Source organism: Neptunomonas antarctica (assembly GCF_001305295.1).
Lineage (GTDB): Bacteria > Pseudomonadota > Gammaproteobacteria > Pseudomonadales > Balneatricaceae > Neptunomonas > Neptunomonas antarctica.
Map to the genome: position 1 here is coordinate 110,788 of NZ_LJSI01000054.1, position 23,835 is coordinate 134,622.

The window sequence follows — 23,835 nt, forward strand, 5'->3', positions numbered from 1 at the left end:
TCTCTAGAGTTATCCAGGTTCCCGTCTCTTCAGCGAGCCACCTGGATACCGCCATGAACTCAAACATTGCAGCGAGCATCAGAACACAGCGACTTGCCAGCCTCATTCCAATGCTGAGCAAGATGATTCCTGAGCATGCAATCTTGAGTGAGCCAGAACAACTCAAAGCCTACGAGTGCGATGCATTCACCACAATGCGCCAAATGCCGTTACTGACGGTACTCCCTGATACCATCGAACAAGTTCAGCATGTCATGCGCTGCTGCCATGCGCTTGATATCCCTGTCGTGGCTCGTGGAGCAGGCACCGGATTAACGGCAGGCGCGATGCCGGTTGAAAATGGCGTGTTACTGGGGATGAGTAAATTTAATAAAATCCATGCGATTGATTTGCATAACCGTACCGCATGGATAGACCCCGGCGTTCGTAATCAAGCGGTTTCTGATGCGGTTGCCCCCTACAATCTTTACTTTGCACCCGACCCTTCGTCTCAACTCGCTTGCTCTGTCGGTGGTAACGTCGCCGAAAATGCCGGCGGTGTTCACTGTCTGAAATACGGATTAACCGTACATAACATTCTTGAACTGGAGATTGTCAGCATCGAAGGCGAACGCATGACACTGGGCGGCCCGGCACTCGATGCCGCCGGTTACGATCTGATGGCCATCATGACCGGCTCAGAAGGCCTGCTCGGCATTGTCGTCGGTATTCGTGTAAAGCTGCTGGCGAAACCGGCCAGCGCACGCGTGCTACTCGCCGCATTTTCAACCATCGAAGATGCCGGGAATGCTATTGCTAAAATCATTGGTGCCGGAATCATCCCCGCAGGATTAGAGATGATCGACCAAACAGGGATACAGGCGATCGAAGCACTGATGCATGCCGGATATCCGGTTCATGCTGCCGCCGTGATTATTTGCGAATTAGACGGCAGTGTTGAAGAAGTTGAAGATGAACTCAGCAGCGTTATTGCTATTCTCAACAGCTTAAACGCCTCGGATATACAGGTTTCTACCAACGAAACAGAGAGCAAACGGATTTGGGCGGCTCGCAAGGCTGCGTTTCCCGCACTCGCCAGCCTCGCCCCCGACAACTATGTGATGGACGGTACTATTCCACGCCGGGCGCTGGCCGAGGTGTGGACCAAGATCAACCGGCTCTCCGACGAGTATCAGTTGTTAGTCGTCAACGTCTTCCATGCCGGAGATGGCAACATGCACCCCTCGATCCTGTTTGACTCTTCAGATGAAAATCAGTACCAGCGAGCCAATGAACTGGCCACACGGATTCTGGAGTTATGTATACAGGTTGGCGGTACTATTTCGGGTGAGCACGGCATCGGATTGGAAAAAATAAATCAGATGTGCCTGCAGTTTTCAGACGCCGAAATCAACCAGTTCCATGCTTTAAAACATGCCTTCGACGAAAAGAGGTTACTCAATCCCGGTAAACAAATACCAACGCTCGCGCGCTGTGCTGAGTTTAATGCGATGCATATCCACAGAGGCGAAATGCCATTTCCTCACCTGGAGCGATTTTAATGGCTGATTCAATAAATGCGACACCTGAGTCGCTGGCCGAACAGGTAAAAAACGCCCACTACAATCAATCCCCTCTGCAGATTATGGGAAGCGGCAGCAAATCATTTTACGGCCGTAACATCACCGCCATTCCGCTTTCAGTAGCGGCTTACAGCGGCGTGATCAATTACGAACCATCAGAGCTGGTGATTACTGCGCGTGCCGGAACCCCGTTACGAGAAATAGAAAATCTGCTGGACGAGCAAGGGCAAATGCTCGGCTTTGAACCGCCCTCTTTTACCGATACTGCCACGCTCGGCGGCACCATTGCTTGTGGCATATCAGGCCCACGTCGTCCCTATGCCGGTGCAGCCAGAGATTTTGTGCTGGGCGTTACTATCATCAATGGTAAAGGCGAGATTCTTAAGTTCGGTGGCCAGGTGATAAAAAATGTTGCGGGCTATGATGTGTCGCGTTTAATGACCGGTGCGCAAGGCTCGCTGGGCATTCTGCTGGACATATCCCTTAAAGTCATCCCAAAACCGGCCTATGAAGCAACACGGGTGCTCCCCTATAGCCACCAGCAGATGAACACACTACTGAGTGATATTGGCCGTAAACCTGTGCCGGTTTCTGCAACGCTACTGCATAACAACTCACTTTACATTCGTCTTTCAGGCGCAAAAGCAGGTGTTCAGGCGGCGGCTTCAGCGATAGGAGGCGACACTCTTCAGAATGCCGATCCATTCTGGCAGCAACTAAAAGAGCAGCAACAACCCTTCTTTAATCAGCAACGCCCTTTATGGCGGGTCTCTCTACCACCGGCTGCGGCCGTTATTCCTGGGGATCTTGTAGAAGAGGAGTCTTTTATAGAGTGGGGAGGCGCACAACGCTGGGTATATAGCCACAACGGTAAAAAGCTACAAGAATGGGCGATTAAGAACGGTGGCCACGCCAGCTGTTTTAGAGATGCTAAGCGTGATCCTTCTCTATCACACAGCGCAGACGAAACCGTTTTTAGCCCGCTAAGCCCCGCGCTTTTCGCGCTCAGCAAACGTATTAAAGACAGTTTCGACCCGGCACATATTCTTAACCCAAACCGCCTTTATACAGGCCTGTAGTCAAAACTAAAGCTGAAACACTCGCTGAGTTAAGTGTAAAGCTGAATAGTAAGGGTGATATAAACAGTGCGAACTAATTTAGCAGAAGAGATCAAGAATACCTCCCATGGTAAAGAAGCCGATGCCATCCTGCGCAAATGTGTGCATTGCGGCTTTTGCCTTGCGACCTGCCCGACTTACAACCTTTTAGGTGATGAGCTGGATAGTCCACGCGGGCGCATCTATCTGATCAAACAGGTACTTGAAGGCACTCCTGCTTCTGCAATTACGCAATCTCATCTTGATAAATGCCTGAACTGTCGCGCCTGTGAAACGACCTGCCCAGTCAACGTAGACTATCACCGCCTACTTGATATCGGCACACAGATAGTCGAACAGCAAGTGCCTCGCGCATTCACACAAAAAGTGTTGCGTAGCGCCATACTCACTCTATTGCCTTATCCTTCCAGGTTTACACCGGTGTTACGTACGGCACAGGCGCTTCGCCCGCTTCTGCCTAAGTCAATCAAAGCAAAGATTCCTCAAACAGATACCGCTCAGCCATGGCCAAAACCTAAACATCAACGCCGCATGCTGGTTTTGGGGGGCTGTGTACAACCCGGTATCGCTCCTGATATCAATGCAGCAACGGCACGTGTATTAAACCAGTTCGATATTTCCTTGATTGAGGCTAAACAGGCCGGTTGCTGCGGCGCTATGAGCTATCACCTTAATAAGCAGCAAGAGGGTCTGGATTTCATGCGACGCAATATAGACGCATGGTGGCCCTATGTAGAAGAAGGCTGTGAAGCGATTCTCATGACAGCCAGCGGTTGCGGCGCAACGGTCAAAGAGTATGGAAAGCTGTTAAAAAACGACGCCGCTTATGCCGAAAAAGCCATTCAGATCTCTGCACTTACCAAAGATCTGGTCGAAGTGATCAGCGAGCAGTCGCTGGAAAAACTCGCTATATCTGCAACAGAAAGCGTCGCTTTTCAATGTCCCTGCTCTTTACAGCATGCCCAAGGATTATCGGGAGCTGTTGAATCGCTACTGACTCGTTTAGGCTTCACAGTAAACCCCGTTGAAGATAGTCACCTCTGTTGCGGATCTGCCGGCACCTACTCTATCTTCCAGCCCGAACTAGCAACAGAGCTGGGCAACAACAAAGCCAAAGCTCTCGAAAAAACAGATCCAGATGTTATCGGCACAGCCAACATAGGTTGCATGATACATCTCGCTGGAAAATCAACACGGCCCGTTAAACACTGGATTCAGATTATTGATGCAGCAATGACCTAACACAGCACACATCTACATTTTATAAAAACCACTGCCTTATATAAGAAGGCATAAAATAAAAAAGGCAACCCTAATGAAACTAAAGACAATGATTAAATCAACAGCGGGGCTTTCTCTCGGCCTACTCTTATCCGGCAACCTACTCGCGGACACTGTCATGCGTGTTTCCAGCTGGCTACCACCGACCCACCCACAAAATTCCGTAGTTCTGACAACGTGGGGGAAATGGATTGAAGAAGCAACACAGGGTCGTGTCACAATGGCAATTGAATACGGCATGGGACACCCCAAAACCATGTTCAATCTGGTTGAAGATCATGTCGTGGATGCAAGCTGGAGTGTTCACGGTTATATCCCAGGACGCTTTAAACTCACCGAGGCTGCTGAACTGCCTAATCTAGGGGTTAACGCAGAAGCCGCTTCCGTGGCGCTGTGGAGAATCAACGATAAATATTATAAACAGGCCAATGAGCATGATGGTCTGACCTTAGCGGCGCTATTTACTCACGGACCCGGCCAAATTCATTTAGCCCAACCCATTGAATCACTGGCTGATATGAAAAACCGAAAAATCCGCTTAGGCGGCGGCATTCAATTAGAGGTCGGCGAACGTATGGGGGTTACCGCTGTTAGCGCACCGGCTACAAAAGTATATGAAATGATGCAACAGGGCGTTATCGATGGCGTCTTTCTTCCCATGAGTGAACATAAGTACCAACGTCTGAAAGAAATAGTAAAGCACGTCGTTAAGTTGCCAGGCGGCCTCTACCAAAACAGCTTCTCAATATTTATGAACCCTGAATTTTTGCAGAGCCTCACAAAAGAAGATCGTGACGCTATTATGTCGGTATCTGGCGAAAAACTCTCAGCTTTAGCGGGTCGTGCATGGGATGATGCTGATATAGTCGGGCTAGCTGAAGCAAAAGAAGCTGGCGTGTCTATTCTGGAAGTTAAAAAGGGCGATTTAATCGCTCAGGAATTCCAGGCAATGATTGTCGGCATGGATGATGATTATCTTGAGCGAGTGGCAGATCGTGGTATCGACGCCGCATCAGCATTGAAAGAATTCCGTGAAATTGCTCGAAGCTATATACCTGAAAGCGCAAACTAAAACAGCTCAAGACTGATCCCAACACAGCAGGTCTCTGATAGGCACTAACCTAAATAGCGACGTTCACTCTGGTTATCCATACACGCTTATTCCCTAAGGATAATCAGGGTACTTTTTAAAGCATAGGTTTCAGCCGTCAGTTCGACACATTGAATACTGGAGGCAAGACGAAACACGCTATTGAGTGATTCGATGGCGCTGGTGGTGGAAAGCCCCTATACCCATCCCTGAATCCACACACTTTCGTTCTGTAACTCATGCCAATCAATAGTGTGTTCATTGCGACTTATCACCGCCTCTAAAACGCATGCGGTAATCACCTGTTCATCATCCTCACATAACTGAGTGACTAGAAAGTGCTTTTCACGCTCCAGCGGTTTCACGGCCGTCCACTTACTCAGCTTTAATTTTTTAGGATTTAGTGTATGCATAATATCTCTCAAAGAATATCCGGCAAATAGCATGATACCGGGTGGAAAGCCTTTACAGGCTTTCTTTAATCAGTGCGGCCATCAGATCGATATGTGCGGGGTTGTCATTCAGACAAGGAATATAGTGATATTTTTCACCTCCTGCCTGGATAAAGTATTCTTTATTTTCTTCTTCAATTTCTTCGAGTGTTTCCAGACAGTCGGCAGAAAAACCCGGACAGATGACTGCAACATGCTTTACCCCTTTTTCTGGAAGCGATTTAAGCGTTACATCAGTGTAAGGCTGTAACCACACAGCTTTACCAAAACGTGACTGAAAACTGGTTATCACCTTGTCTGCATCATCACCCTGCCACCCCAACTGTTCAACTACCAACCTTGTCGTTTGCAGGCAAAAACAATAATAAGGATCGCCCTGCTCCAAATATCGCTTCGGTGTGCCATGATATGAAAATAATAGCCTATCGGGCATACCATGCTGATCTATATATTCTTTAACTGACTGGCAAAGCGCATTTATATAGCCAGCATGCTGATGGTAACCATTAATAAACTTCAATCCCGGAACCCAGCGATACTCCCGTAACGCTTGTGAGACGGCATCAAAGGTTGATCCGGTCGTCACCGCACAATATTGCGGATAAAGTGGCAACACAATGATGTTTCGCACATTCATCTGCGTTAATTGTTCAAGTGCACCTTTAATAGAAGGGTTTCCATAACGCATCGCAACGACAACAGGGATAGTGTCTTGTCCAAACTCAGCATCCAGCTTCTGTTGCAATGCTGTTGCCTGGCGCTGTGTGATGTCCATCAGCGGAGAACCCGCATCAGTCCAGACCTGTGCATATAATTTTGCAGAGCGTTTTGAACGGAACGGCAAGATAAACAGATGAAGAATAAGCCACCAGACCACACGGGGTATTTCCACAACGCGAGGATCACTTAGAAACTCTTTCAGATAACGCCGTAACGACACAGCATCGGGAGCATCAGGTGTTCCCAGATTACTCAGCAATACGCCTGTTTTTGGGTGAGGCTGCTTATGGTCATATTCTGTCTGGCCTTGAAAACGCATATTGCTCTGCTCTGATTAACTCTGATTGAATGGTGCTAACGGTTACGCAGCTATTAGTTCGTATAAAGGGTTTCTTCATACGAACTATTTTTTACGTATAGTTATATAAATAGCTATACGAGCAATCATCTCATTTGGATGTGTGCTTTGTGAAGATATCCCTTAGATTCATGCCTTAGCTCTCTTTTTCGTAGTAGGTGTAACCTTGCATGCTGGTATTAAAGGTATTGATCATTTGCTGGCGCTCACGAGCCGTGATCCGCCCTTCCCGCACCGCCCGCTCAGCCGTATTACGATAACGCACCTGCATCTCTTTAGGATTGTATTCAACGTAACTCAGAACATCCGCGATGCTATCACCGTGAATTTCTTTAACGAACTCAAAGCCGCCTTCGTTACCTAAACGCACACTGACCACATTGGTGTCGCCAAATAGATTGTGAAGGTCACCCAGCGTTTCCTGATAAGCCCCCACCAGGAAAACACCTAAGTAGTACTCTTCGCCTTCAATCAGCTTATGCAGTGGTAACGTATTGGTCGGTTCGGGATCACCGATAAAGCGATCAATTTTACCATCGCAATCACAGGTAATATCGGCGATAACGGCCTGTCGGTCAGGTCGCTCGTTAAGACGATGTATAGGCATAATAGGAAACAGCTGACCAATCGCCCAAATATCGGGTAAGGATTGAAATAAACTGAAGTTTCCGTAGTAAATATCAGCCAGGGATTCTTTTAAATTAGCCAGATCAGGCGGAATCCGCTCCAGGGTCGCCATTAATGAAATAATGCGATGCATAATATCGAGGAACAAGTTTTCTGCCACAGAGCGGGTGCGTAAATCGGTTGCACCCCGTTTAAATAACTCGCGTATTTCATGTCGATAAAAATGGGCGTCGTTGTAACACTCCTGCACACGATCAGCCGTCAAATACTCGATAATCGCCCGCATATTTTTTAACTGATTCGGTTCATTCGTACTGACACCCGGCAAGCTCACCGGCTCAAAATGGGTCGTATCGAGTATGTTAAACAACAGTATTGACGAATAAGCCACGGTAGCGCGCCCTGATTCAGTCACTATGGTCGGATGAGCGATATTCTGCTCGTCCAGCGTTTGCTTAAGCGTCTCGACTACATCTTCGCAGTATTCATCCAGGGTGTAGTTACGACTTTGCTCACTGGCACACCGGGCGCCGGTATAATCGACCGCCAAACCACCGCCTAAATCAATATGGTTGAGTGAGGCGCCTTCTTTCATCAGATCAGTGTAGTAACGGCAGGCTTCAATCACGCCACTACGGATTTCCTGAATACTCGGTATTTGTGAACCCAGATGGCAATGCAGTAATTGCAGGCAATCCAGCATATCTTCCTGCTTGAGCCTATCAACTACTTCTATCAACTGAGTCGCGGTAAGACCGAAAACACTACGGTCTCCACTGGTTGTGTTCCAATGCCCACTCACCTGCGTGTTCATCTTAGCGCGAACGCCTATTAAAGGTTTTATGCCCAACACCCGGCTGCGTTCAATAATAATAGGCAGTTCAGTTGTTGTCTCAATCACAAAGAAACACTTAAAGCCCAATTTTACGGCTTGCAGACCTAAATCAATGAATTCCTGATCTTTATAACCATTACAAATAATCAGGCTGCCCGGCTCTTCCAACATAGCTAACGCGGCTATCATTTCAGGCTTACTGCCGACTTCAAGGCCATGACTAAAACGTGCGCCAAAACGGGCAATTTCTTCCACTACCTGCGCTTGCTGATTCACCTTAATCGGATAGACACCACGGTATCGACCCTCATAATTGACTTTTTCAATCGCGTTAGCGAACGCGGTATTAAGCCGATAGATCTGTGCATCAAGAATGTTTTCAATACGAAGCAGCACCGGCATTTTCATGTCACGCTCAGTCATACCGTCAACGATATCCATCAGCGCAACGGAGCTGTTCAGCGTTTTTGCCGTTACCATACCTTCTGCGGACAAGCCAAAATAGTCGTTACCCCAGCGTTCAAGGCCATAAAGCTCTGCAGACTGTTCCAGATCCCAGTCAGATTCATGTGGCTGATTCAAATTATGTCCCCTTAAGTAGCAAAAATGACCGTGAACGGTATGTACAATAGATGACGCGTAACATAACGCCATTAAGCGATCAATGTATAGAAATAAACGCAGCCTAACTCAATTTTTTATAACGATAATAATAGGCGATATTCACGGTGACGGTCACGACATAAAATAATTTCTGCGCAGGTGTGTAAATTGAAACGAAACAGCGAGGCCGAGGAGGGTTGAGAACCCCGGCTACCCTATTAGGCTTTCTGACACGCCTAAACTGTTTTAACTTTTGGTATATGATTTCTTAATTGAATAGGTAACTTAACCACTAAATTTTCTCTGACACTATGCCAATAGGCAGATAAGATCAAAAGCGCGCCCCCTATAAAAACACCCGTTAGGGCAAAGCTATAGCCAACGCCCCCATAGGTTTTAATTAAACTAGACAGCGCATAAAGCACATACACCAGCGAAGAAACCATAAATGCACGCCGATCAATAGCAATAGATATTGAGGTCATTAGCAGATACAACACAATAACCACTGCCATACTCACTAAGTTTTCTTGTCCGTTTAGAACGCCCAAGCTTGAAAAAACCGGATGAATAATAAGTGGCGCCGATAGAAGATGTAGCCAAAAAGCCACATCTGATCGACGTGTGGTTCTATGGGTATCGGAGGAATCCCAGTACATCGCGAATACAAAGGCGCTAAGGCCTCCTATAAACAAAATGACCAACAGCCAGTCCTTTGCGCCAGGAAACAACGCTATGCTAGCTGACACTAAAACACCAATACCTGCCGCCGTACCAACGGCGATAGTAATAGGAACATTAAACCGTAGCCAGTGAAAGTAGGCGGCCAGCGTTGCTATTGCAGTGGCGACAATAAAAGACATTTCTGAAGTAGAAGAAAAAAAGGAAATAGCTAACGCGAAAATCCCACCAATAAATGACAGCAGAAGCGCAATGGCCGGCAGCGCCATTCTTCTTTTCAGAACAAAAAATTCAGACAAACACCATGATAAAACAGTGAATACAAAAAACCCCAGGCTTTCATTGATGCCTTTCAGCACCCACAGCGAAGAAAACAGCAGCAACGCACAGGCAATTACGATAAAAATATCGTTGAATCCACCAATCAGCCTAAAATTCTCTTCATCGACAGAGGGTGAATTTTTTGACGATGCCAGTAAACATCGAAACTCCTCAACAGAGGTGGTCGTAAAGACCCCTTTATCGACTGCAAAATCTAAATCTTCGTCGGTATACATGCTTATCCTTAATAGAGATTAACGATGGCTCTTCGACGTTTCATGTGGGTTAGGCATTCCTGCGAACGAACACCCATCAACACAACCGCCTTGTGTATTATTAATGTCTGCTCGATATTTAATAACTCAGATTTTATCGATGCAAACACGCTTATGCTCAGTATGACATTACATTTCCAGGTTTGTTGTCGCCGGTAACGATATTTGAGCGTTTTATCAACGTCTTATGTCGGCTTACGTCGCCTTATTGGCTCGTGTTCTTGCCAATATTATGCACCATGCAGCACATTAACCACAGGCATGAACCTTGTCTTTCAGTCGCTCTACGGCACAATCACTTCGATAACCGTCATAGAGATATGCTGCAGGCGCTGCCTGTTAATGCATTCGGTGAGAACATCCGTTGATGATAGATTTTAGAGGATTTTTTGGCAGAAATATGTGATTACTACTTTGAAATAAACCGTTGTTAACTATACGGCTGCACGCCGATTAGCCAGGAAGGCAAAAATGTAGCGGACCATAAATGAGTGTTTTCTGACTGCATCTGCTTTTTTCCTCCGTTGAAAATAAGCGGCGCGTTTTGATGTGGGTTCTTTGCGCGATCTCTACCTGCGCTATGCACAATCTCTTACTCAATGACCAGAAAGACCGCGCCTGGTGAGGCACAGTCATTAGTGTCAAAACGCACACGTTTTCTCTGAAAGCTTATCTATGCCATTTCACTTGCAACGACTTTATCGCAAATATAGCTGCCGATAGGGATAGCGGAGGTGGCCGCAGGTGAGGGAGCATTACAGACGTGCAGGCTGCGCGGGCTTTCGGCAAACAGGAAGTCGTGTACCAGTGAGCCGTCTTTCATCACTGCCTGGGCACGAATACCGGCAGGGTAGGGTTTGAGATCCTCGACCACCAGCTGTGGACAATATTTCTGTACGAGTTTTAAGTAACCCGGCTTCCATAGTGAATTCTTAGTTTCGACAATACCGGTCTTAATATGGCTTTTTAAAACACGCCAGAATCCAACAAAGGTGACCATATCCCAGATATCCCGCAAGCTGATATTGATACGGCCATAGCCTTCCCGCTTCCAGCCTTGTACGGCATTGGGTCCTACCGTCACGGTGCCATCGATCATACGTGTCAGATGTACGCCTAAGAAAGGCAATTCCGGATCGGGGATTGGATAGATAAGGTGATTGACGATATTATTATACTTCGCCGGTAACTGATAATACTCGCCACGGAACGGTATGATTTGGAAGTCGGTGGGTATGCCCAGCATTTTAGTAGTGCGGTCGGCCATTAAGCCTGAGCAGGTAATGAGAAAGCGACCGGTAAAGGTGACTTTTTGTCCATTATGCAGCGCATCAACAGTAACATCGTCCGTTGTTTCTTTAAGCCCTACTACCTTGTGATTGAGGCGTGCATCACCGCCCATCTCGATAAAACGCTCTGCCATTTTGGTGGTGACTTGCTGATAGTTGACGATGGCGGTGTCTTTGACCAACAGCCCACCCAAACCCACAATATTGGGCTCACGCTCTTTGAGCTGCTCAGCATTTAGCAACTCAACATTAATATCATTCTGCTGACAGCGCTCAAACAGCGAATTCATGCGCTCTACTTCTAAGGCATTGGTGGCCACGAGTAGCTTGCCGCACTGGTTATAAGGCACGTCATTTGCGTCACAGAAGGCCATAGTGGCGGCTACTCCGGCTTTGCAAAACTGGGCTTTTAAGCTGCCGGGTGCGTAATAAACGCCGGCATGAATAACACCGCTGTTATGGCCCGTTTGATGTTTTGAATAAACCGACTCTTTTTCCAACAGCAGTACTTTTTTATCCGGAAAGCGTTGTTGCAATTGCCATGCGGTCGACATACCCACAATACCGCCACCCATAATAATGTAGTCGTATGTCATAACACTGCTCGCTTTTATGTAGAAAATTGTTTGAAAAGTTATCTAAGTAATTATTTCGATCGTAAAACAGAAAACCCGCTTAGCTAGTTATTTATATGAATTTATATCAATAAATGCTAAACGGATTTTCGGATGTATATTAACGCTTATTACTATTCAATATCACTTGGTAAAATGACCACGCTGGCGTAACAGTTCACGGCTCAGCTCGGGATGCGCGACAAACTTATCACGACCATGCATCCAGCAATGGTTCTGTGCAATTAACATAGAGCCAACCGGTAAACATACTGAAAGATAGTTAGGATCTGCTTCAATCGACTCGCCCATTTGGTACAAATATAGCCCTTCTGCCATATTTTGAGGCTCAACAAACTGATCGATAAATAGCATATGAGGTTTGCCGTTTTTATCTTCTTCGAAGAAAATCGGATGTGTAATCTTACTCTCTACATTTTTTGATTTAGGTGCGCCCCAAACGAGTTCTTGCTTAGCCAGCGGATGGTGATAAAACTTATTGAGATCAGCCCAGTCATCGATATGCAACAGTAACGATTCACCGCCTTCCATATGGGCTTCACCCAGCTTTTGCATCAATACAAAGTCGGTACGCTCATTAACGTAGGTGCCATCATTGTGCAATTCCATACGACGATGCGCCTGACGCAGATAACTATCTGAGTTATCTTCATTTTTAACCGTAAAGCGTGCGTAGTATTTACCATACATAGAATCATGATTAGGCATACCTATCATGTGTGAAATAGCAGTCGACAGCTTAATTTCAAATTCTGTTCGCAGCTCGCCCGCCTCTACGTTTGGCTCGCCTTCATATTGCAGCACAAAAGCAGCTGTTTCACGATCCTGCATGGTCGCATTCAAAAAACGCCCTAGCGTGTGTTCAGTCAAAGCATCCAGTTTATCGGCCACGGCAAAGCGCAAAAAAGGTTTGTATTCCAATGCTTGTACTGGCCATTGCGCCACGGCATCAACAAAACCATTGATTACCTCATTACTCAAGGTAACCACCTGGAGACGCTGGCTTGATTCATGAGGGTTAACGGTAAAACCGGTAGGTATCAAAGGGGATTCAACTGCACGCAATAGAGCTGTCATTTATTGTTTCTCCAAAACTGTATTCGTTTTGATTATTAATGTCGGCGAAAATGAATAATGTCGACATTTTACAATATCGTCAAGTATTATTTACAACGTCCTCCTTAACTATTTTTAAGTTTTCACTTAGAATAAGACACTATTTGTGGGAAAACAGAGGCTTAACATTCCTGCTGTACAGGTTAGACATCTACTATTTTTATCAGAAAACTTGCCCAACTGAGCCTAACTTAATGCCAGAAAACGTCCCGCTCGTCATCGACAGCAAAGATAATTTTGCCTCTCACGTTATGCTGCAATTGAAGCAGGATATTCTTACCGGTTATTTTTATCCCGGCGAAAAACTGCGCATGGCACGTTTAAAGGAACGTTATCACGTCGGGATTAGCCCTCTGAGAGAAGCGTTATCACAGCTTTTGATTGAACAATTGGTCATTGTTGAAAACCAGCGTGGCTTTCGGGTACATCCCATTTCAAAGGAAGAGATGCTGGATATCTATGAAACCCGCGCCTCTATCGAAGCGCTGTGTATAGGCTTGGCAATTGAGCGCGGTGATGATGAATGGGAAGCCGGCATTATCGCTGCAGCGCATACCATGCATAAGTATTCAGGGCTGTTAGAAAAAGACCCCCACGAGTGGGAGCGTCGCCATCAGGCGTTTCATACTGCGATTGCAGAAGGTTGCCAATCGCCAACGCTGCTGCACGTGCGCCGTTCGCTGTACGAGAAAGCTTCTCGTTACCGGAATCTGTGGCTGAAAAAGAACATGGTTAACAGTGCTGTGTTTGATGCCAACCAAAAAGAACATAGCGCACTCATTGACGCATTGCTTTCGCATGACGCTGATCAGGCAAAAAGCCTAATTCGGGAACACTTGCTAAGCCCTAGCCGTATTTTGCAGGTGACGGAAGACCGCACGTAACATCGAGAATACTATCGAAAATGCTCGCTCAAATAATCTACCAGCATGCGCACTTTAGGCGACAGGTGCCGGTTGTGTGGATAAAGTGCCCAAACATCTTCATCGCTGGGTTGGTACTTTTGTAACAACGCCGTTAACTGTCCTCGCTCGATAGATTCCTGAACATAATAGTCAGGCAGTTGCACTATCCCCAAACCTTTCAACGCGGCATCCAGCAACCCCTGACCCACGTTGTAACGGATATTCCCGTTTATTTTGACATTTCTCTCCAGGCCATTCTCCTGAAACCGCCAATAGTCCAGCGTACCTTGCAAACAGTTATGATCCTCCAGCTCAGACAGATAAGCAGGCTCACCGTAACGTGATATATACGCGGGTGAAGCACACACATACAGACGACGGGAAGCCAAACGTTTTGCCATCATGCTGGAGTCGTCCAATGAACCGACGCGGATCGCAAGATCAAAACCGCTTTCAATTAAGTTAACGGTTTGATTCGTCATTCGGCACTCCACTTCAAGCTCGGGATAGAGTGCGATAAAATCGTTTAACAACGGAGCGATAATACTTTCACCGTAGGTAGCGGGTGCTGTTATTTTCAACTTACCCCGTGGCGCACTTTGCAAATTGGCCAGTGCCCTTTCGGCTTCTTCCAGCCCATCCAGTACTTGCCGACAGTGCTGATAGTAAATCTTGCCCGCTTCGGTAATCGACACCTTACGCGTGGTTCGATAAAGCAGCTGAGTAGCCAGCCGACTTTCCAAAGCGCTGACCTGCCGACTTACCTGAGCAATGGAGATGCCTAAGCGCCGGGAAGCGACCGTAAAACTCTCTGTTTCAGCCACGGCAACAAATTCAGTTACACCTTCCCAGTTAAACATTATTACTCTCTCGTAAAGATGATTTTCTATTCGCGCAGATTATGTTCTTATTAAAAACTATTACAATGGTCGCATCAGCAGTCAAAGCGCCGATCTATTAAGCAGGATAAATAATGAACAACAAAACCATCAAATCTAAAGCAGCCATTGCATGGGGACCTAACCAACCCCTTTCGATTGAAGAAGTAGACGTAATGCCTCCCCAAAAAGGCGAGGTGCGGGTTCGTATTGTGGCATCTGGCGTTTGTCATACTGATGCATTTACCCTATCCGGTGACGACCCTGAAGGAATATTCCCTGCCATCCTCGGCCACGAAGGTGCCGGTATCGTAGAATCGATTGGCGAAGGCGTTACCAGTGTTGCTGTGGGTGATCACGTTATCCCGCTTTACACGCCTGAGTGTGGTGAGTGTAAGTTTTGTAAATCCGGCAAAACAAATTTATGTCAGAAAATCCGCGAGACGCAGGGAAAAGGCCTGATGCCAGATGGCACCACACGTTTTCACAAAGATGGCCAGCCGATTTTCCATTACATGGGCTGTTCTACTTTTTCTGAATACACCGTTTTGCCTGAAATATCCCTCGCTAAAGTGAACAAAGATGCGCCCCTGGAAGAAATCTGCCTGTTAGGCTGTGGCGTAACGACCGGCATGGGCGCGGTGATGAACACCGCCAAAGTGGAAGAAGGCGCGACCGTAGCAATCTTCGGCATCGGTGGTATTGGTTTGTCTGCCATCATTGGCGCTACTATGGCCAAAGCCAGTCGTATTATTGCCATCGACATCAATGAAAGTAAATTTGAGCTGGCACGTAAGCTAGGCGCAACCGATTGTATTAACCCGAAAGATTATGACAAGCCGATCCAGGATGTCATCGTGGAACTGACCGACGGCGGTGTCGATTATTCGTTTGAATGTATTGGCAATGTTAATGTGATGCGTTCGGCACTGGAATGCTGCCATAAAGGATGGGGCGAATCGGTCGTTATCGGCGTAGCCGGAGCGGGTCAGGAGATCTCAACCCGTCCGTTCCAGTTAGTCACCGGGCGCGTCTGGAGGGGTTCTGCTTTTGGTGGTGTTAAAGGCCGTTCGGAATTACCTGACTTTGTAGAACGCTACATGAAAGGTGAATTCAAACTGGATGATTTCATTACTCACACTATGACTCTGGAAGAGATAAACACAGCCTTCGATTTAATGCATGAAGGCAAAAGTATCCGTAGCGTCATTCATTTCGATAAATAATTGCGTTCAATTGACCACCTGCTGTCATCAGTGAAGAAGGCTGATGACGGGAGGCTGTATTCAGCTCCTTTTGACACTTTCTTTTACACTTTCTTTTTACAGGCTTGGCCGCGAAAGTGTATAGCGCCGTTCAGGCCGACCGACACTACCGTAACTAACCTCGGCTGACAGCTCGTTATTACTGACCAGATATTCAAGATAACGCCGCGCCGTCGTTCGGCTGGCACCAATATGCAGCCCTACCTCTTCGGCATTTAGCGCGCCCGCATCTGTACTAAAAACACTTCTGACTTTATCCAGAGTAAGCGCATCAACACCTTTCGGCAAACGCACTTCCTGGGATTCATAGGTTTTTGCCATGTTACTGTGGGGTAAAATTGTATCAACGTCGCTTTGCACTATCGATTCCATCGTCTGGAATTTTTGCAGATGTTTATAGTATCTGTCCAGCGTCTCCTGCAATCGCTCAAACACTAAGGGTTTCAAAATGTAATCAAAAATACCTCCGTGCAGTGCTTCTCTAAGCGTATCGACCTCTTTAGCTGCGGTCACCAAAATCACATCTACACGGCTGGTTCTTGCTCTCAGTTTTCGAAGCAGATCAAGCCCTGTACCGGTAGGGAAGTTTATATCAAGCAACAGCAGTTCTGGCTGAAGAACATCAACCAAATCTTCAGCATCTTCCAGGCTATGAGCAATACCGACCAATTCAAAACCTTCTATACGCTCTAAAAAGCGCTGTTGTATCTCTGCTATTTGCTGATCATCTTCAGCAATGACTATGCGTATCGGATTCATACTTTATTCTTATTTTATTTATATTAATCAAAATTTTAAAGTCAGGTATAACTTTTAGGTATATAAACGATGAAGCGGCATCCCTCCTCATCGCCTTTTTCAAGCGTAATAGTACCACCCAAATTTTTCAGCAACCCTTTAACCAGATGCAAGCCAATCCCGTGACCCGCTTCGGTTTTACTGGTAAATCCTTTATCAAAAATTTGTTGCTCTTCTATCTCGGATACACCGGCCCCCTGATCTTCTACTTCAAAAATAAGGTCATTACCCAGATCAGTCATGGATAAATTTACCTGACCGCCTGGCCCCTTATGCAATAAGGTTGCTTCCAAGGCGTTATCAATTAAGTTTCCGATAATACTGACCAATTGCTCTCGCGGTAAGCGATCAGGCAACTCAGTCATATGACTGTCCGGATCAATGACTAATTGCAATCCGACTTCACGCGCACGATTATATTTCCCCAAGAGGAAGCCCGCCAGAATAGGATCAGGCACTGCTTCTAATAATAGGTGAATCAGCTCTTGATGCTCCTGGTTTTCCTGACCAATAAATGCCATTGCTTCATCTTTGGCATCTAATTGAATCAAGCCGGCGATCGTGTGTAATTTGTTAGTATATTCATGTGCCTGACTGCGCAGATTATCGGCGTACTGGCGAATACGCGTTAACTTCTTACTGACAAGATCAAGTTCGTCTTTACGCCTGAAACTGGAGACTACACCGGTAACTTGGTTACCTTGTTGCAGCGGTATGCGGTTCACAATATATACATCGTTGTGCAGCCACACCTCACAGTCAAACTGAGGCTGACCCGTTCGTAACACCTCCGACATGGCCGACTCAGGCAAAACATCTTCAATTGAGCGGCCGGTTAACTGAGTGTTCTCAGAGAGCCCCAGCGTTTTAATAGCATTACGATTAAAGATCGTTATTATACCTTCGCAGTTAATCGCAATAATGCCTTCGCGGACTGTTTCTAAGGTGGCTTTTTGTTCATCAAACAAATGCGCAATTTGCTCTGGTTCTAAACCAAAAATAGCTTTCTTAAAATGATTGGCAAACCATACGGCAATCACGGCACTGAGCAGAAAAGAGAGCCCTATCACGGCCACCAGCGTCAATCGATAACGGTTGATAACGCCATCCACCTGATCCAGATGATAACCCACCGACACCACACCAATAATCTCTTGTTGATCCAACGCATAAATGGGCGCTTTACCTCGCATGGACCAGCCAAGACTGCCTAATGCTTTAGAGATATACCCTTCCCCCTCTATTAAGGCGATACCACCATCATCCCCATCATCATCCGCCATCGAAAAACCAATTTTTTCGTGACTGGGATGCGCCAGTCGAATACCTTGTTTATCCCCTATTACAACAAATCGCGCCTGTGTTTTTTTAGCTAACAACATACTAATCGGTTGTAGGTAAGCGGTATTTCTCTGAGAAACCGCCTCTGAAATCTGCGGCATAGCGGCGATAGTTTTTGCAACATGCAGGGCACGCTGCCCTATCTGTTCTTCCAAGGATTGATGCAAATATTGCACGGCAAACACACCGATCAACCCCGTTTGCACCAGCGCCATCAGACCTAGAATAAGGATCATGCGATTTTTGAGCTTTAAACTACGTAGCAAATTCATTGCATTTCTCTTGGGACGCTCTTGGCATTCTCCTAGAACGCGCTTGGGACTCTCTGATAACTCCAAACAGACGCCCTGTTTTTTGTAGGCGTTGATTAGATAGTAGACAACTAATTCTTAAAATACCCGTGAACAGTATGAACAAAATGAATTTAAAGTTTTAAAAATCCTTTAAATTCATAAGCTTTAATACGAACTCCTAAATGTTTACCTTGCAGCTATTAAAAAAATAAAGACAACATCCGTGAGGTAAACCCTATGTTCATTACATCCAGTTTGCGTAAACCTAACAGCCGTACACGTACAGGCCTGATGGCAGCCGTATTAACCACCTGCTTAACAGCAGGCGCTTCATTTAATGTATCCGCATTAGAAAGCATTCACTTCCTGGTACCCGGTGGAGCTGGCGGTGGTTGGGATTCAACCGCCCGTGGTACAGGGGAAGCACTGTCTAAATCGGGCCTTGTGTCTACCATTTCTTATGAAAACATGTCAGGCGGTGGTGGTGGTAAAGCAATCGCTCACCTGATTGAAACCGCCACACAAAAACAAGACACATTAATGGTGAACTCTACGCCAATCGTCATCCGTTCACTGTCTAAAGTGTTCCCTCAATCTTTTCGGGACCTGACCCCAATTGCTGCAACCATCGGTGATTTTGGTGCTTTTATCGTCAGAAATGATTCTAAGTACACCAGCTTTACTCAGGTAGTAGAAGACTTCAAAAAAGATAACCGCTCGGTAAAAATTTCCGGCGGTTCAGCACGGGGTAGCATGGACCATTTAGTGGCTGCGATGGCTTTTAAAGCCGCTGGCGGTGACCCATCCAAAGTACGCTACGTTGCTTATGATGGTGGATCAGAAGCTATGGCCGGATTACTGTCAGGCGAAACAGAAGTTCTATCTACGGGCTTCAGCGAAGCACTGACGCTCTCTGCGGCAGGTGAAGTACGCATTCTGGTCATGACGGGAGACGAACGTAATGAAGCAGATGTCAATGTGCCGACCCTGAAAGAATTAGGTTATGACGCATCTTTTGTGAATTGGCGCGGTTTCTTTGCCGCACCGGGCATATCTGAAACCCAGAAAAATGAATTTATCGATTCACTTGAAAAAATGTACGCAACCGATGAATGGGAAGCCGTCAGAGCACGTAACGGTTGGGTTGAGAGCTTCAAGCCTGGCCCTCAGTTCGTTAGCTTCCTTGAACAGCAAGAGCAAGTGATAGGCGACTTGATGCGCGAATTGGGTTTCCTTAAATAACTCGCCACTTTTCGTAATAAATCAGTCACTTGACACAGTCTTCAGGCCTTGTTCACTAACAAAAATATAGTGACGGGCCCGAGGTCTATTTTGCCCCATAAAGCGGAGCGTTTCGCCGCCCGGAGTACCCCATGATTGTTACCAAAGACCATATTGGTGGACTTATCTTTCTGTGCTTATCCGTCATCTACGGTTACTACACTGGAGATATTGCACTACTGCCAGGGGATGAATATGAGCCATTTAATTCCCAGTCATTACCTTACGCACTGGCAATGCTTGGGGGCGCACTCTCCCTCGGGCTACTCATCACTGCTAAATCAGACCTAAACAATAAACTAAGCTTGCGGGGGTATGACTTTCTGCTGGTCTTCAAGTTGCTGTTACTTGTGGTGCTATTTGCATTAGCACTGGAGTGGGTGGGGTTTTTGTTAGCAACCGTGTTTTTCTTAATCAGTGGATACTGGTTATTGGGTGAACGTCGCACAAAAATGCTGCTGTTAGCATCAGTGCCCTTTGCCATTGGCATCTGGTTTGCCCTTACCCAATTGCTGGATGTGTATCTGGCGCCGGGGCAACTCTACATACTACTGTTTGGAGGATAAGCACATGTTAGACGGAATTTTCACCGGGCTATCAACAGCTGTGATGCCCTTTAATTTAATGATGGTTGTTGTCGGCTGCTTCGCTGGAACCTTCATCGGCATGTTACCAGGGCTTGGGCCTATTTCGGCCGTCGCCTTAATGATCCCGATTACTTATGGTATCGACCCCTCATCAGGTATCATTCTGATGGCCGGTGTTTATTATGGTGCCGTATTTGGCGGCTCGACCTCCTCTATTCTTATCAATGCACCCGGTTGCGCCAGCACCGTTGTAACATCATTTGATGGCTACCCATTGGCCCAGCAAGGTCAAGCGGGCAAAGCATTAGCATTAGCGGCCTACAGCTCTTTTATCGGAGGAACCATTGGTGCCATAGCATTACTCATTGCCGCCCCGGCCTTAGCGGCAGTTTCTCTGAGTTTTCAATCTACCGATTATTTCGCACTCATGATATTAGGCCTGACCGCCGTTGCTGCTTTTTCAGGCAAAGGGCAGGTCATCAAAGCGATGATCATGACTGTTTTTGGCCTGATGATAGCCACCGTCGGCACTGATAAAACCTCTGGCGTCCCTCGGTTCACCTTCGGTAGTGTTGACCTGATCGACGGTATTAGCTTTCTGCTGTTAGCGATGGCGACGTTTGCACTCGCAGAAGTGGTAATGACTATCCTCAATGGAAAGCACAAAGAAAAAGATGCACAGCTGAGCATGGCTCAACTCGGCAGCATGAAGCTGAGTAAAGAGGAGATATTACATGTCGCGCCGACTGTTGCCCGCTCTTCTGTTTTTGGCTTTATTGTCGGTGTTCTTCCCGGCGCGGGTGCAACTATTGCGTCTTTTCTTGCTTATGGGCTTGAGCGCAACATTGCTTCAGCAAAAGAAAAACTTAAATTTGGCAAAGGCTCCTTACGAGGCCTGGCGGCACCAGAAACGGCCAACAATGCCGCCTCAACGGGATCATTCGTACCCTTGCTGACGCTCGGCATTCCGGGATCAGGCACCACTGCCATCATGTTAGGTGCCTTAATTGCTGCTGGCGTACAACCAGGCCCTCGCCTGTTTGTTGATAACCCTGAGGTTTTCTGGTCAGTCATTATTTCGATGTATTTTGGCAACCTGGTGCTATTGATTCTTAATTTGCCGCTGATCCCTTATATTTCGAAATTGCTGACGATTCCACGTCCGATACTCACTCCCCTCATCCTGTTCTTCTCAATCACGGGTGTCTATCTGGTGAGCTTTAACACCTTTGATATCCATATGATGGTAATGATTACCGTCGTTGCTCTCTTTCTGAAGTTACTGGAGTTCCCCATGGCTCCCATGCTACTCGGTTATATTTTGGGAGGCATGATGGAAATCAACCTCAGCCGGGCGCTGGTGATTTCAGATGGAAGCTTTGCATTTTTGTGGGAACGACCCTTAACACTGGGCATCATGATAGCGGCCATTTTTATGCTCTGTTTGCCACCCATTCTGGAACGACTGAACAAGCGTAAAGCTGTTAGTGGCCCGGAAGTAGCTATCAATGAAGGAGAGGGATAACAACCCACCTTCTTTATAAAGACCTGTTAAACCCGATCAACCCTTATCTCCCAGCATTGATATTCAATGCTGCGGGCTCTCTTTGCCTTAAGTTGCCGGGCCTGAGAGAAAAACGCTTAAACGTTTCAAAAAAAATAATATGTAAAACCCCGGAGATCTAAATGAAAAAAATAATATTAGTAGCCGCTATTTCCAGCATCACCGCTTTCAGTTCTGCTCAGGCAGCAACCATTTATGAAGGCAAAGGCCTTACATATGAGTTGAAAGGAGACTTACAGGTACAGCTTCGTCAAAAGATTGGTGAAGATAAGAATACCGATATCGAATTCGATGACCTTGAACTGAAAAACCGCGTCACCTATAAGTTAAACGAAGGCCTTTCTGCTTTTGGTCAGCTTGATTTTAGTTTTGACAGGGCCGCCAATGGTGGCGAAGATGGCGCCAAACTTGAAGAAGCCTACCTCGGTTTAGATTTTGGTAATGTTGCCGTACGCGTTGGTAAACAAAACTACTCTACTGATGAATTCAGCGTTGAAAAAGCTTACGAAACCGTTGTCAATGATGACATTTTTGATCTGACCGGCGATGCGGGTGATGATGTTATTCGTGTCGACGCACAATTCGATAACATCTTCGTTTCGGTCTCAACCGATCTTGAAGCAGACGGCAACTCAAACAGCGATGGCGACCAATCTACTGACCTGTTTGTATCTACATCAGTAGGTAAAGTTGACCTGGCAGCAGCTTTCCAAAGCTATCAAGCTAATGGATCTGATTCTGTCAACGTGTGGGCCGTCAGTGCCGTTTATGATGCTGGATTTGCCACTTTTGGTGCTGATTACGGATCAATGGAAGACACAGCCAACGTCTATAATCTGGTTGCTGCATTCCCTGTCACCAATACCACTAAGGCGGCGATAGGCCTACAAAATATCGACAACGAAGACGAGTCTGTTGACGATGTCACCGGTTGGTATGCAAACGTTACTTACAAATTCCCAGAACAGAAAAACGTTAGCCTTTTTGCAGAGATCGGCGATACGGATGAAGACAGCAGCAGCATGGGTTACTTAGCTGGCTTACAAATCAAGTTCTAAGGACATCAGATTGGCTTGAGAAGTATCCCCCTTCATATTTTTCAAGCGAGTCCATCTGGAAAAGGATTTCCATTCTTACCTAAAGGGATAACCTAAGAAATAAGAGATCCTGTAAATATACATCCTTAAAATAATGTGCTCTACCGCCGAAAACTGACTTTATTCTTCTCAACCATTTATAGTTTATTTCAATAATTCATCAAGCCTTTCATTTACAGACAATAATTCAAATTCAAGCTCAGACACTCTTGCCTCTAACGCATCAACCCTGCTGTCAGCCTTTTCCTTGTGTTCATGTCCTTTTGCTAAATTAGCCTCCATTGAGTACTCTCCAACATCAACGTCACCGCTGAACAAATGCGCGTATCGGGATTCTCGTTTACCCGACTCACGTGGAAGGCGAACAACATAAGGGCCATGGTCCGGTTCGCTTAGTGTGTGCAGTACACTTTCTACTTCGTGTACATCGTTAAAGCGGCATAATCTATTAGTACGACTGCGCAGTTCTCCGGGTGTTTGAGGGCCACGTAGAAAGAGTGTGCAGATGATCCCCAATGCCTGCTCATTCAGCTTTAACTCACTGAATTCGGTGTTACAAAATCGATGCTTATACTTAACCACCCGACTACCAAAACCCACCTCTTCCTTCATAAGGCGCTTTTTAATCAGCTCATCCAGAATATCCTGAACATCGGATTCACTCAGCGTCATTACAGGCTCACGACTACTCTTTTGATTACAGGCAGCAACAAGCGAATTTAAAGAGAGGGGATATTGCTCTGGCGTTGTGATCTCTTTTTCAATCAAACAACCAATCACCCGCGTTTGGTTCAAGCTTAAATCCATATCCACAGAATTTTCTCTCCTCATTCAACATCAAAAATGGTTGTCCGTTAATCTTT

20 protein-coding genes are annotated in these 23,835 nt (G+C 46.3%); 10 read left to right on the top strand and 10 right to left on the bottom strand.

Annotated features, from left to right (window positions below):
• Positions 1-53: 53 nt before the first annotated feature.
• From Nant_RS19720 to Nant_RS19735, 4 genes are all read left to right on the top strand, one after another.
• Positions 54-1,541, top strand: a complete 1,488-nt coding sequence (locus Nant_RS19720) for an FAD-linked oxidase C-terminal domain-containing protein (RefSeq protein WP_054343394.1) — start codon at positions 54-56, stop codon at positions 1,539-1,541.
• Positions 1,541-2,641, top strand: coding sequence for a glycolate oxidase subunit GlcE (glcE, locus tag Nant_RS19725; protein WP_179078918.1), 1,101 nt, complete (start codon positions 1,541-1,543; stop codon positions 2,639-2,641). The genes Nant_RS19720 and glcE overlap by 1 nt, the downstream gene beginning before the upstream one ends.
• A 66-nt stretch (positions 2,642-2,707) precedes the next feature.
• Positions 2,708-3,922: a glycolate oxidase subunit GlcF gene (gene glcF, locus Nant_RS19730; RefSeq protein ID WP_054343395.1), complete on the top strand. Its 1,215-nt coding sequence runs from the start codon at positions 2,708-2,710 to the stop codon at positions 3,920-3,922.
• Positions 3,923-3,995: 73 nt separating this feature from the next.
• On the top strand, positions 3,996-5,033 hold the full coding sequence (locus Nant_RS19735) for a TRAP transporter substrate-binding protein (RefSeq protein WP_054343396.1): 1,038 nt from the start codon (positions 3,996-3,998) through the stop codon (positions 5,031-5,033).
• 215 nt (positions 5,034-5,248) lie between these two features.
• Here Nant_RS19735 and Nant_RS19740 read toward each other — a convergent pair whose 3' ends face one another.
• The 6 genes from Nant_RS19740 to glaH form a co-directional block, all read right to left on the bottom strand.
• Positions 5,249-5,464, bottom strand: a complete 216-nt coding sequence (locus Nant_RS19740; RefSeq protein WP_054343472.1) for a TIGR02450 family Trp-rich protein — start codon at positions 5,462-5,464, stop codon at positions 5,249-5,251.
• Positions 5,465-5,516: 52 nt separating this feature from the next.
• Positions 5,517-6,542 (bottom strand): ferrochelatase, encoded by a 1,026-nt coding sequence (gene hemH / locus Nant_RS19745; protein WP_054343397.1) that lies wholly within the window; start codon positions 6,540-6,542, stop codon positions 5,517-5,519.
• Positions 6,543-6,717: 175 nt separating this feature from the next.
• A complete protein-coding gene (gene speA, locus Nant_RS19750; protein ID WP_054343398.1) occupies positions 6,718-8,625 on the bottom strand; it encodes a biosynthetic arginine decarboxylase in 1,908 nt (635 codons plus the stop codon).
• 257 nt (positions 8,626-8,882) lie between these two features.
• Entirely contained in the window at positions 8,883-9,884 is a 1,002-nt protein-coding gene (locus tag Nant_RS19755; RefSeq protein ID WP_054343399.1) for a hypothetical protein, read from the bottom strand.
• 712 nt (positions 9,885-10,596) lie between these two features.
• The gene (lhgO, locus tag Nant_RS19760; RefSeq protein ID WP_054343400.1) at positions 10,597-11,808 is read right to left on the bottom strand and encodes an L-2-hydroxyglutarate oxidase; all 1,212 of its coding nucleotides are present in this window, start codon (positions 11,806-11,808) and stop codon (positions 10,597-10,599) included.
• Between the two features lie 162 nt (positions 11,809-11,970).
• Positions 11,971-12,924 carry a glutarate dioxygenase GlaH gene (gene glaH, locus Nant_RS19765; protein WP_054343401.1) on the bottom strand — a complete coding sequence of 318 codons (954 nt, stop codon included), beginning with the start codon at positions 12,922-12,924 and terminating at the stop codon, positions 11,971-11,973.
• Positions 12,925-13,157: 233 nt separating this feature from the next.
• Here glaH and csiR point away from each other — a divergent pair, with 233 nt between their 5' ends.
• Positions 13,158-13,847 carry a DNA-binding transcriptional regulator CsiR gene (gene csiR / locus Nant_RS19770; protein ID WP_076495959.1) on the top strand — a complete coding sequence of 230 codons (690 nt, stop codon included), beginning with the start codon at positions 13,158-13,160 and terminating at the stop codon, positions 13,845-13,847.
• A gap of 11 nt (positions 13,848-13,858) precedes the next feature.
• On the opposite strand, the gene Nant_RS19775 is transcribed toward csiR, so the two are convergent.
• The gene (locus Nant_RS19775) at positions 13,859-14,728 is read right to left on the bottom strand and encodes a LysR substrate-binding domain-containing protein (RefSeq protein WP_054343402.1); all 870 of its coding nucleotides are present in this window, start codon (positions 14,726-14,728) and stop codon (positions 13,859-13,861) included.
• Positions 14,729-14,841: 113 nt separating this feature from the next.
• Here Nant_RS19775 and Nant_RS19780 point away from each other — a divergent pair, with 113 nt between their 5' ends.
• A complete protein-coding gene (locus tag Nant_RS19780; RefSeq protein ID WP_054343403.1) occupies positions 14,842-15,972 on the top strand; it encodes an S-(hydroxymethyl)glutathione dehydrogenase/class III alcohol dehydrogenase in 1,131 nt (376 codons plus the stop codon).
• Between the two features lie 96 nt (positions 15,973-16,068).
• On the opposite strand, the gene Nant_RS19785 is transcribed toward Nant_RS19780, so the two are convergent.
• Complete coding sequence (locus tag Nant_RS19785) at positions 16,069-16,770, bottom strand: response regulator (RefSeq protein WP_054343404.1); 702 nt, start codon at positions 16,768-16,770, stop codon at positions 16,069-16,071.
• 41 nt (positions 16,771-16,811) lie between these two features.
• Positions 16,812-18,422 (bottom strand): ATP-binding protein, encoded by a 1,611-nt coding sequence (locus Nant_RS19790; RefSeq protein ID WP_054343405.1) that lies wholly within the window; start codon positions 18,420-18,422, stop codon positions 16,812-16,814.
• 258 nt (positions 18,423-18,680) lie between these two features.
• Between Nant_RS19790 and Nant_RS19795 the strand changes: the two genes are divergently transcribed.
• The 4 genes from Nant_RS19795 to Nant_RS19810 all read left to right on the top strand — a co-directional run bounded on the left by Nant_RS19795 (position 18,681) and on the right by Nant_RS19810 (position 22,933).
• The gene (locus Nant_RS19795) at positions 18,681-19,685 is read left to right on the top strand and encodes a tripartite tricarboxylate transporter substrate binding protein (RefSeq protein ID WP_054343406.1); all 1,005 of its coding nucleotides are present in this window, start codon (positions 18,681-18,683) and stop codon (positions 19,683-19,685) included.
• Between the two features lie 131 nt (positions 19,686-19,816).
• Positions 19,817-20,290, top strand: coding sequence for a tripartite tricarboxylate transporter TctB family protein (locus Nant_RS19800; RefSeq protein ID WP_054343407.1), 474 nt, complete (start codon positions 19,817-19,819; stop codon positions 20,288-20,290).
• A 4-nt stretch (positions 20,291-20,294) separates the two neighbouring features.
• Positions 20,295-21,836 (top strand): tripartite tricarboxylate transporter permease, encoded by a 1,542-nt coding sequence (locus Nant_RS19805; protein WP_054343408.1) that lies wholly within the window; start codon positions 20,295-20,297, stop codon positions 21,834-21,836.
• Between the two features lie 161 nt (positions 21,837-21,997).
• Positions 21,998-22,933, top strand: a complete 936-nt coding sequence (locus tag Nant_RS19810; protein ID WP_054343409.1) for a porin — start codon at positions 21,998-22,000, stop codon at positions 22,931-22,933.
• A 183-nt stretch (positions 22,934-23,116) separates the two neighbouring features.
• Here Nant_RS19810 and Nant_RS19815 read toward each other — a convergent pair whose 3' ends face one another.
• Entirely contained in the window at positions 23,117-23,779 is a 663-nt protein-coding gene (locus Nant_RS19815) for a DUF480 domain-containing protein (RefSeq protein ID WP_054343474.1), read from the bottom strand.
• Between the last annotated feature and the right edge of the window lie 56 nt (positions 23,780-23,835).

Excerpts from the sequence above, each read along its gene's own strand:
- Nant_RS19720 (WP_054343394.1), top strand. The coding sequence starts at position 54 with ATGAACTCAAACATTGCAGCGAGCATCAGAACACAGCGACTTGCCAGC.
- glcE (WP_179078918.1), top strand. The coding sequence starts at position 1,541 with ATGGCTGATTCAATAAATGCGACACCTGAGTCGCTGGCCGAACAGGTA.
- Nant_RS19735 (WP_054343396.1), top strand. The coding sequence starts at position 3,996 with ATGAAACTAAAGACAATGATTAAATCAACAGCGGGGCTTTCTCTCGGC.
- Nant_RS19740 (WP_054343472.1), bottom strand. The coding sequence starts at position 5,464 with ATGCATACACTAAATCCTAAAAAATTAAAGCTGAGTAAGTGGACGGCC.
- hemH (WP_054343397.1), bottom strand. The coding sequence starts at position 6,542 with ATGCGTTTTCAAGGCCAGACAGAATATGACCATAAGCAGCCTCACCCA.
- Nant_RS19755 (WP_054343399.1), bottom strand. The coding sequence starts at position 9,884 with ATGTATACCGACGAAGATTTAGATTTTGCAGTCGATAAAGGGGTCTTT.
- lhgO (WP_054343400.1), bottom strand. The coding sequence starts at position 11,808 with ATGACATACGACTACATTATTATGGGTGGCGGTATTGTGGGTATGTCG.
- glaH (WP_054343401.1), bottom strand. The coding sequence starts at position 12,924 with ATGACAGCTCTATTGCGTGCAGTTGAATCCCCTTTGATACCTACCGGT.
- csiR (WP_076495959.1), top strand. The coding sequence starts at position 13,158 with ATGCCAGAAAACGTCCCGCTCGTCATCGACAGCAAAGATAATTTTGCC.
- Nant_RS19775 (WP_054343402.1), bottom strand. The coding sequence starts at position 14,728 with ATGTTTAACTGGGAAGGTGTAACTGAATTTGTTGCCGTGGCTGAAACA.
- Nant_RS19780 (WP_054343403.1), top strand. The coding sequence starts at position 14,842 with ATGAACAACAAAACCATCAAATCTAAAGCAGCCATTGCATGGGGACCT.
- Nant_RS19785 (WP_054343404.1), bottom strand. The coding sequence starts at position 16,770 with ATGAATCCGATACGCATAGTCATTGCTGAAGATGATCAGCAAATAGCA.
- Nant_RS19790 (WP_054343405.1), bottom strand. The coding sequence starts at position 18,422 with ATGAATTTGCTACGTAGTTTAAAGCTCAAAAATCGCATGATCCTTATT.
- Nant_RS19795 (WP_054343406.1), top strand. The coding sequence starts at position 18,681 with ATGTTCATTACATCCAGTTTGCGTAAACCTAACAGCCGTACACGTACA.
- Nant_RS19800 (WP_054343407.1), top strand. The coding sequence starts at position 19,817 with ATGATTGTTACCAAAGACCATATTGGTGGACTTATCTTTCTGTGCTTA.
- Nant_RS19805 (WP_054343408.1), top strand. The coding sequence starts at position 20,295 with ATGTTAGACGGAATTTTCACCGGGCTATCAACAGCTGTGATGCCCTTT.
- Nant_RS19810 (WP_054343409.1), top strand. The coding sequence starts at position 21,998 with ATGAAAAAAATAATATTAGTAGCCGCTATTTCCAGCATCACCGCTTTC.
- Nant_RS19815 (WP_054343474.1), bottom strand. The coding sequence starts at position 23,779 with ATGGATTTAAGCTTGAACCAAACGCGGGTGATTGGTTGTTTGATTGAA.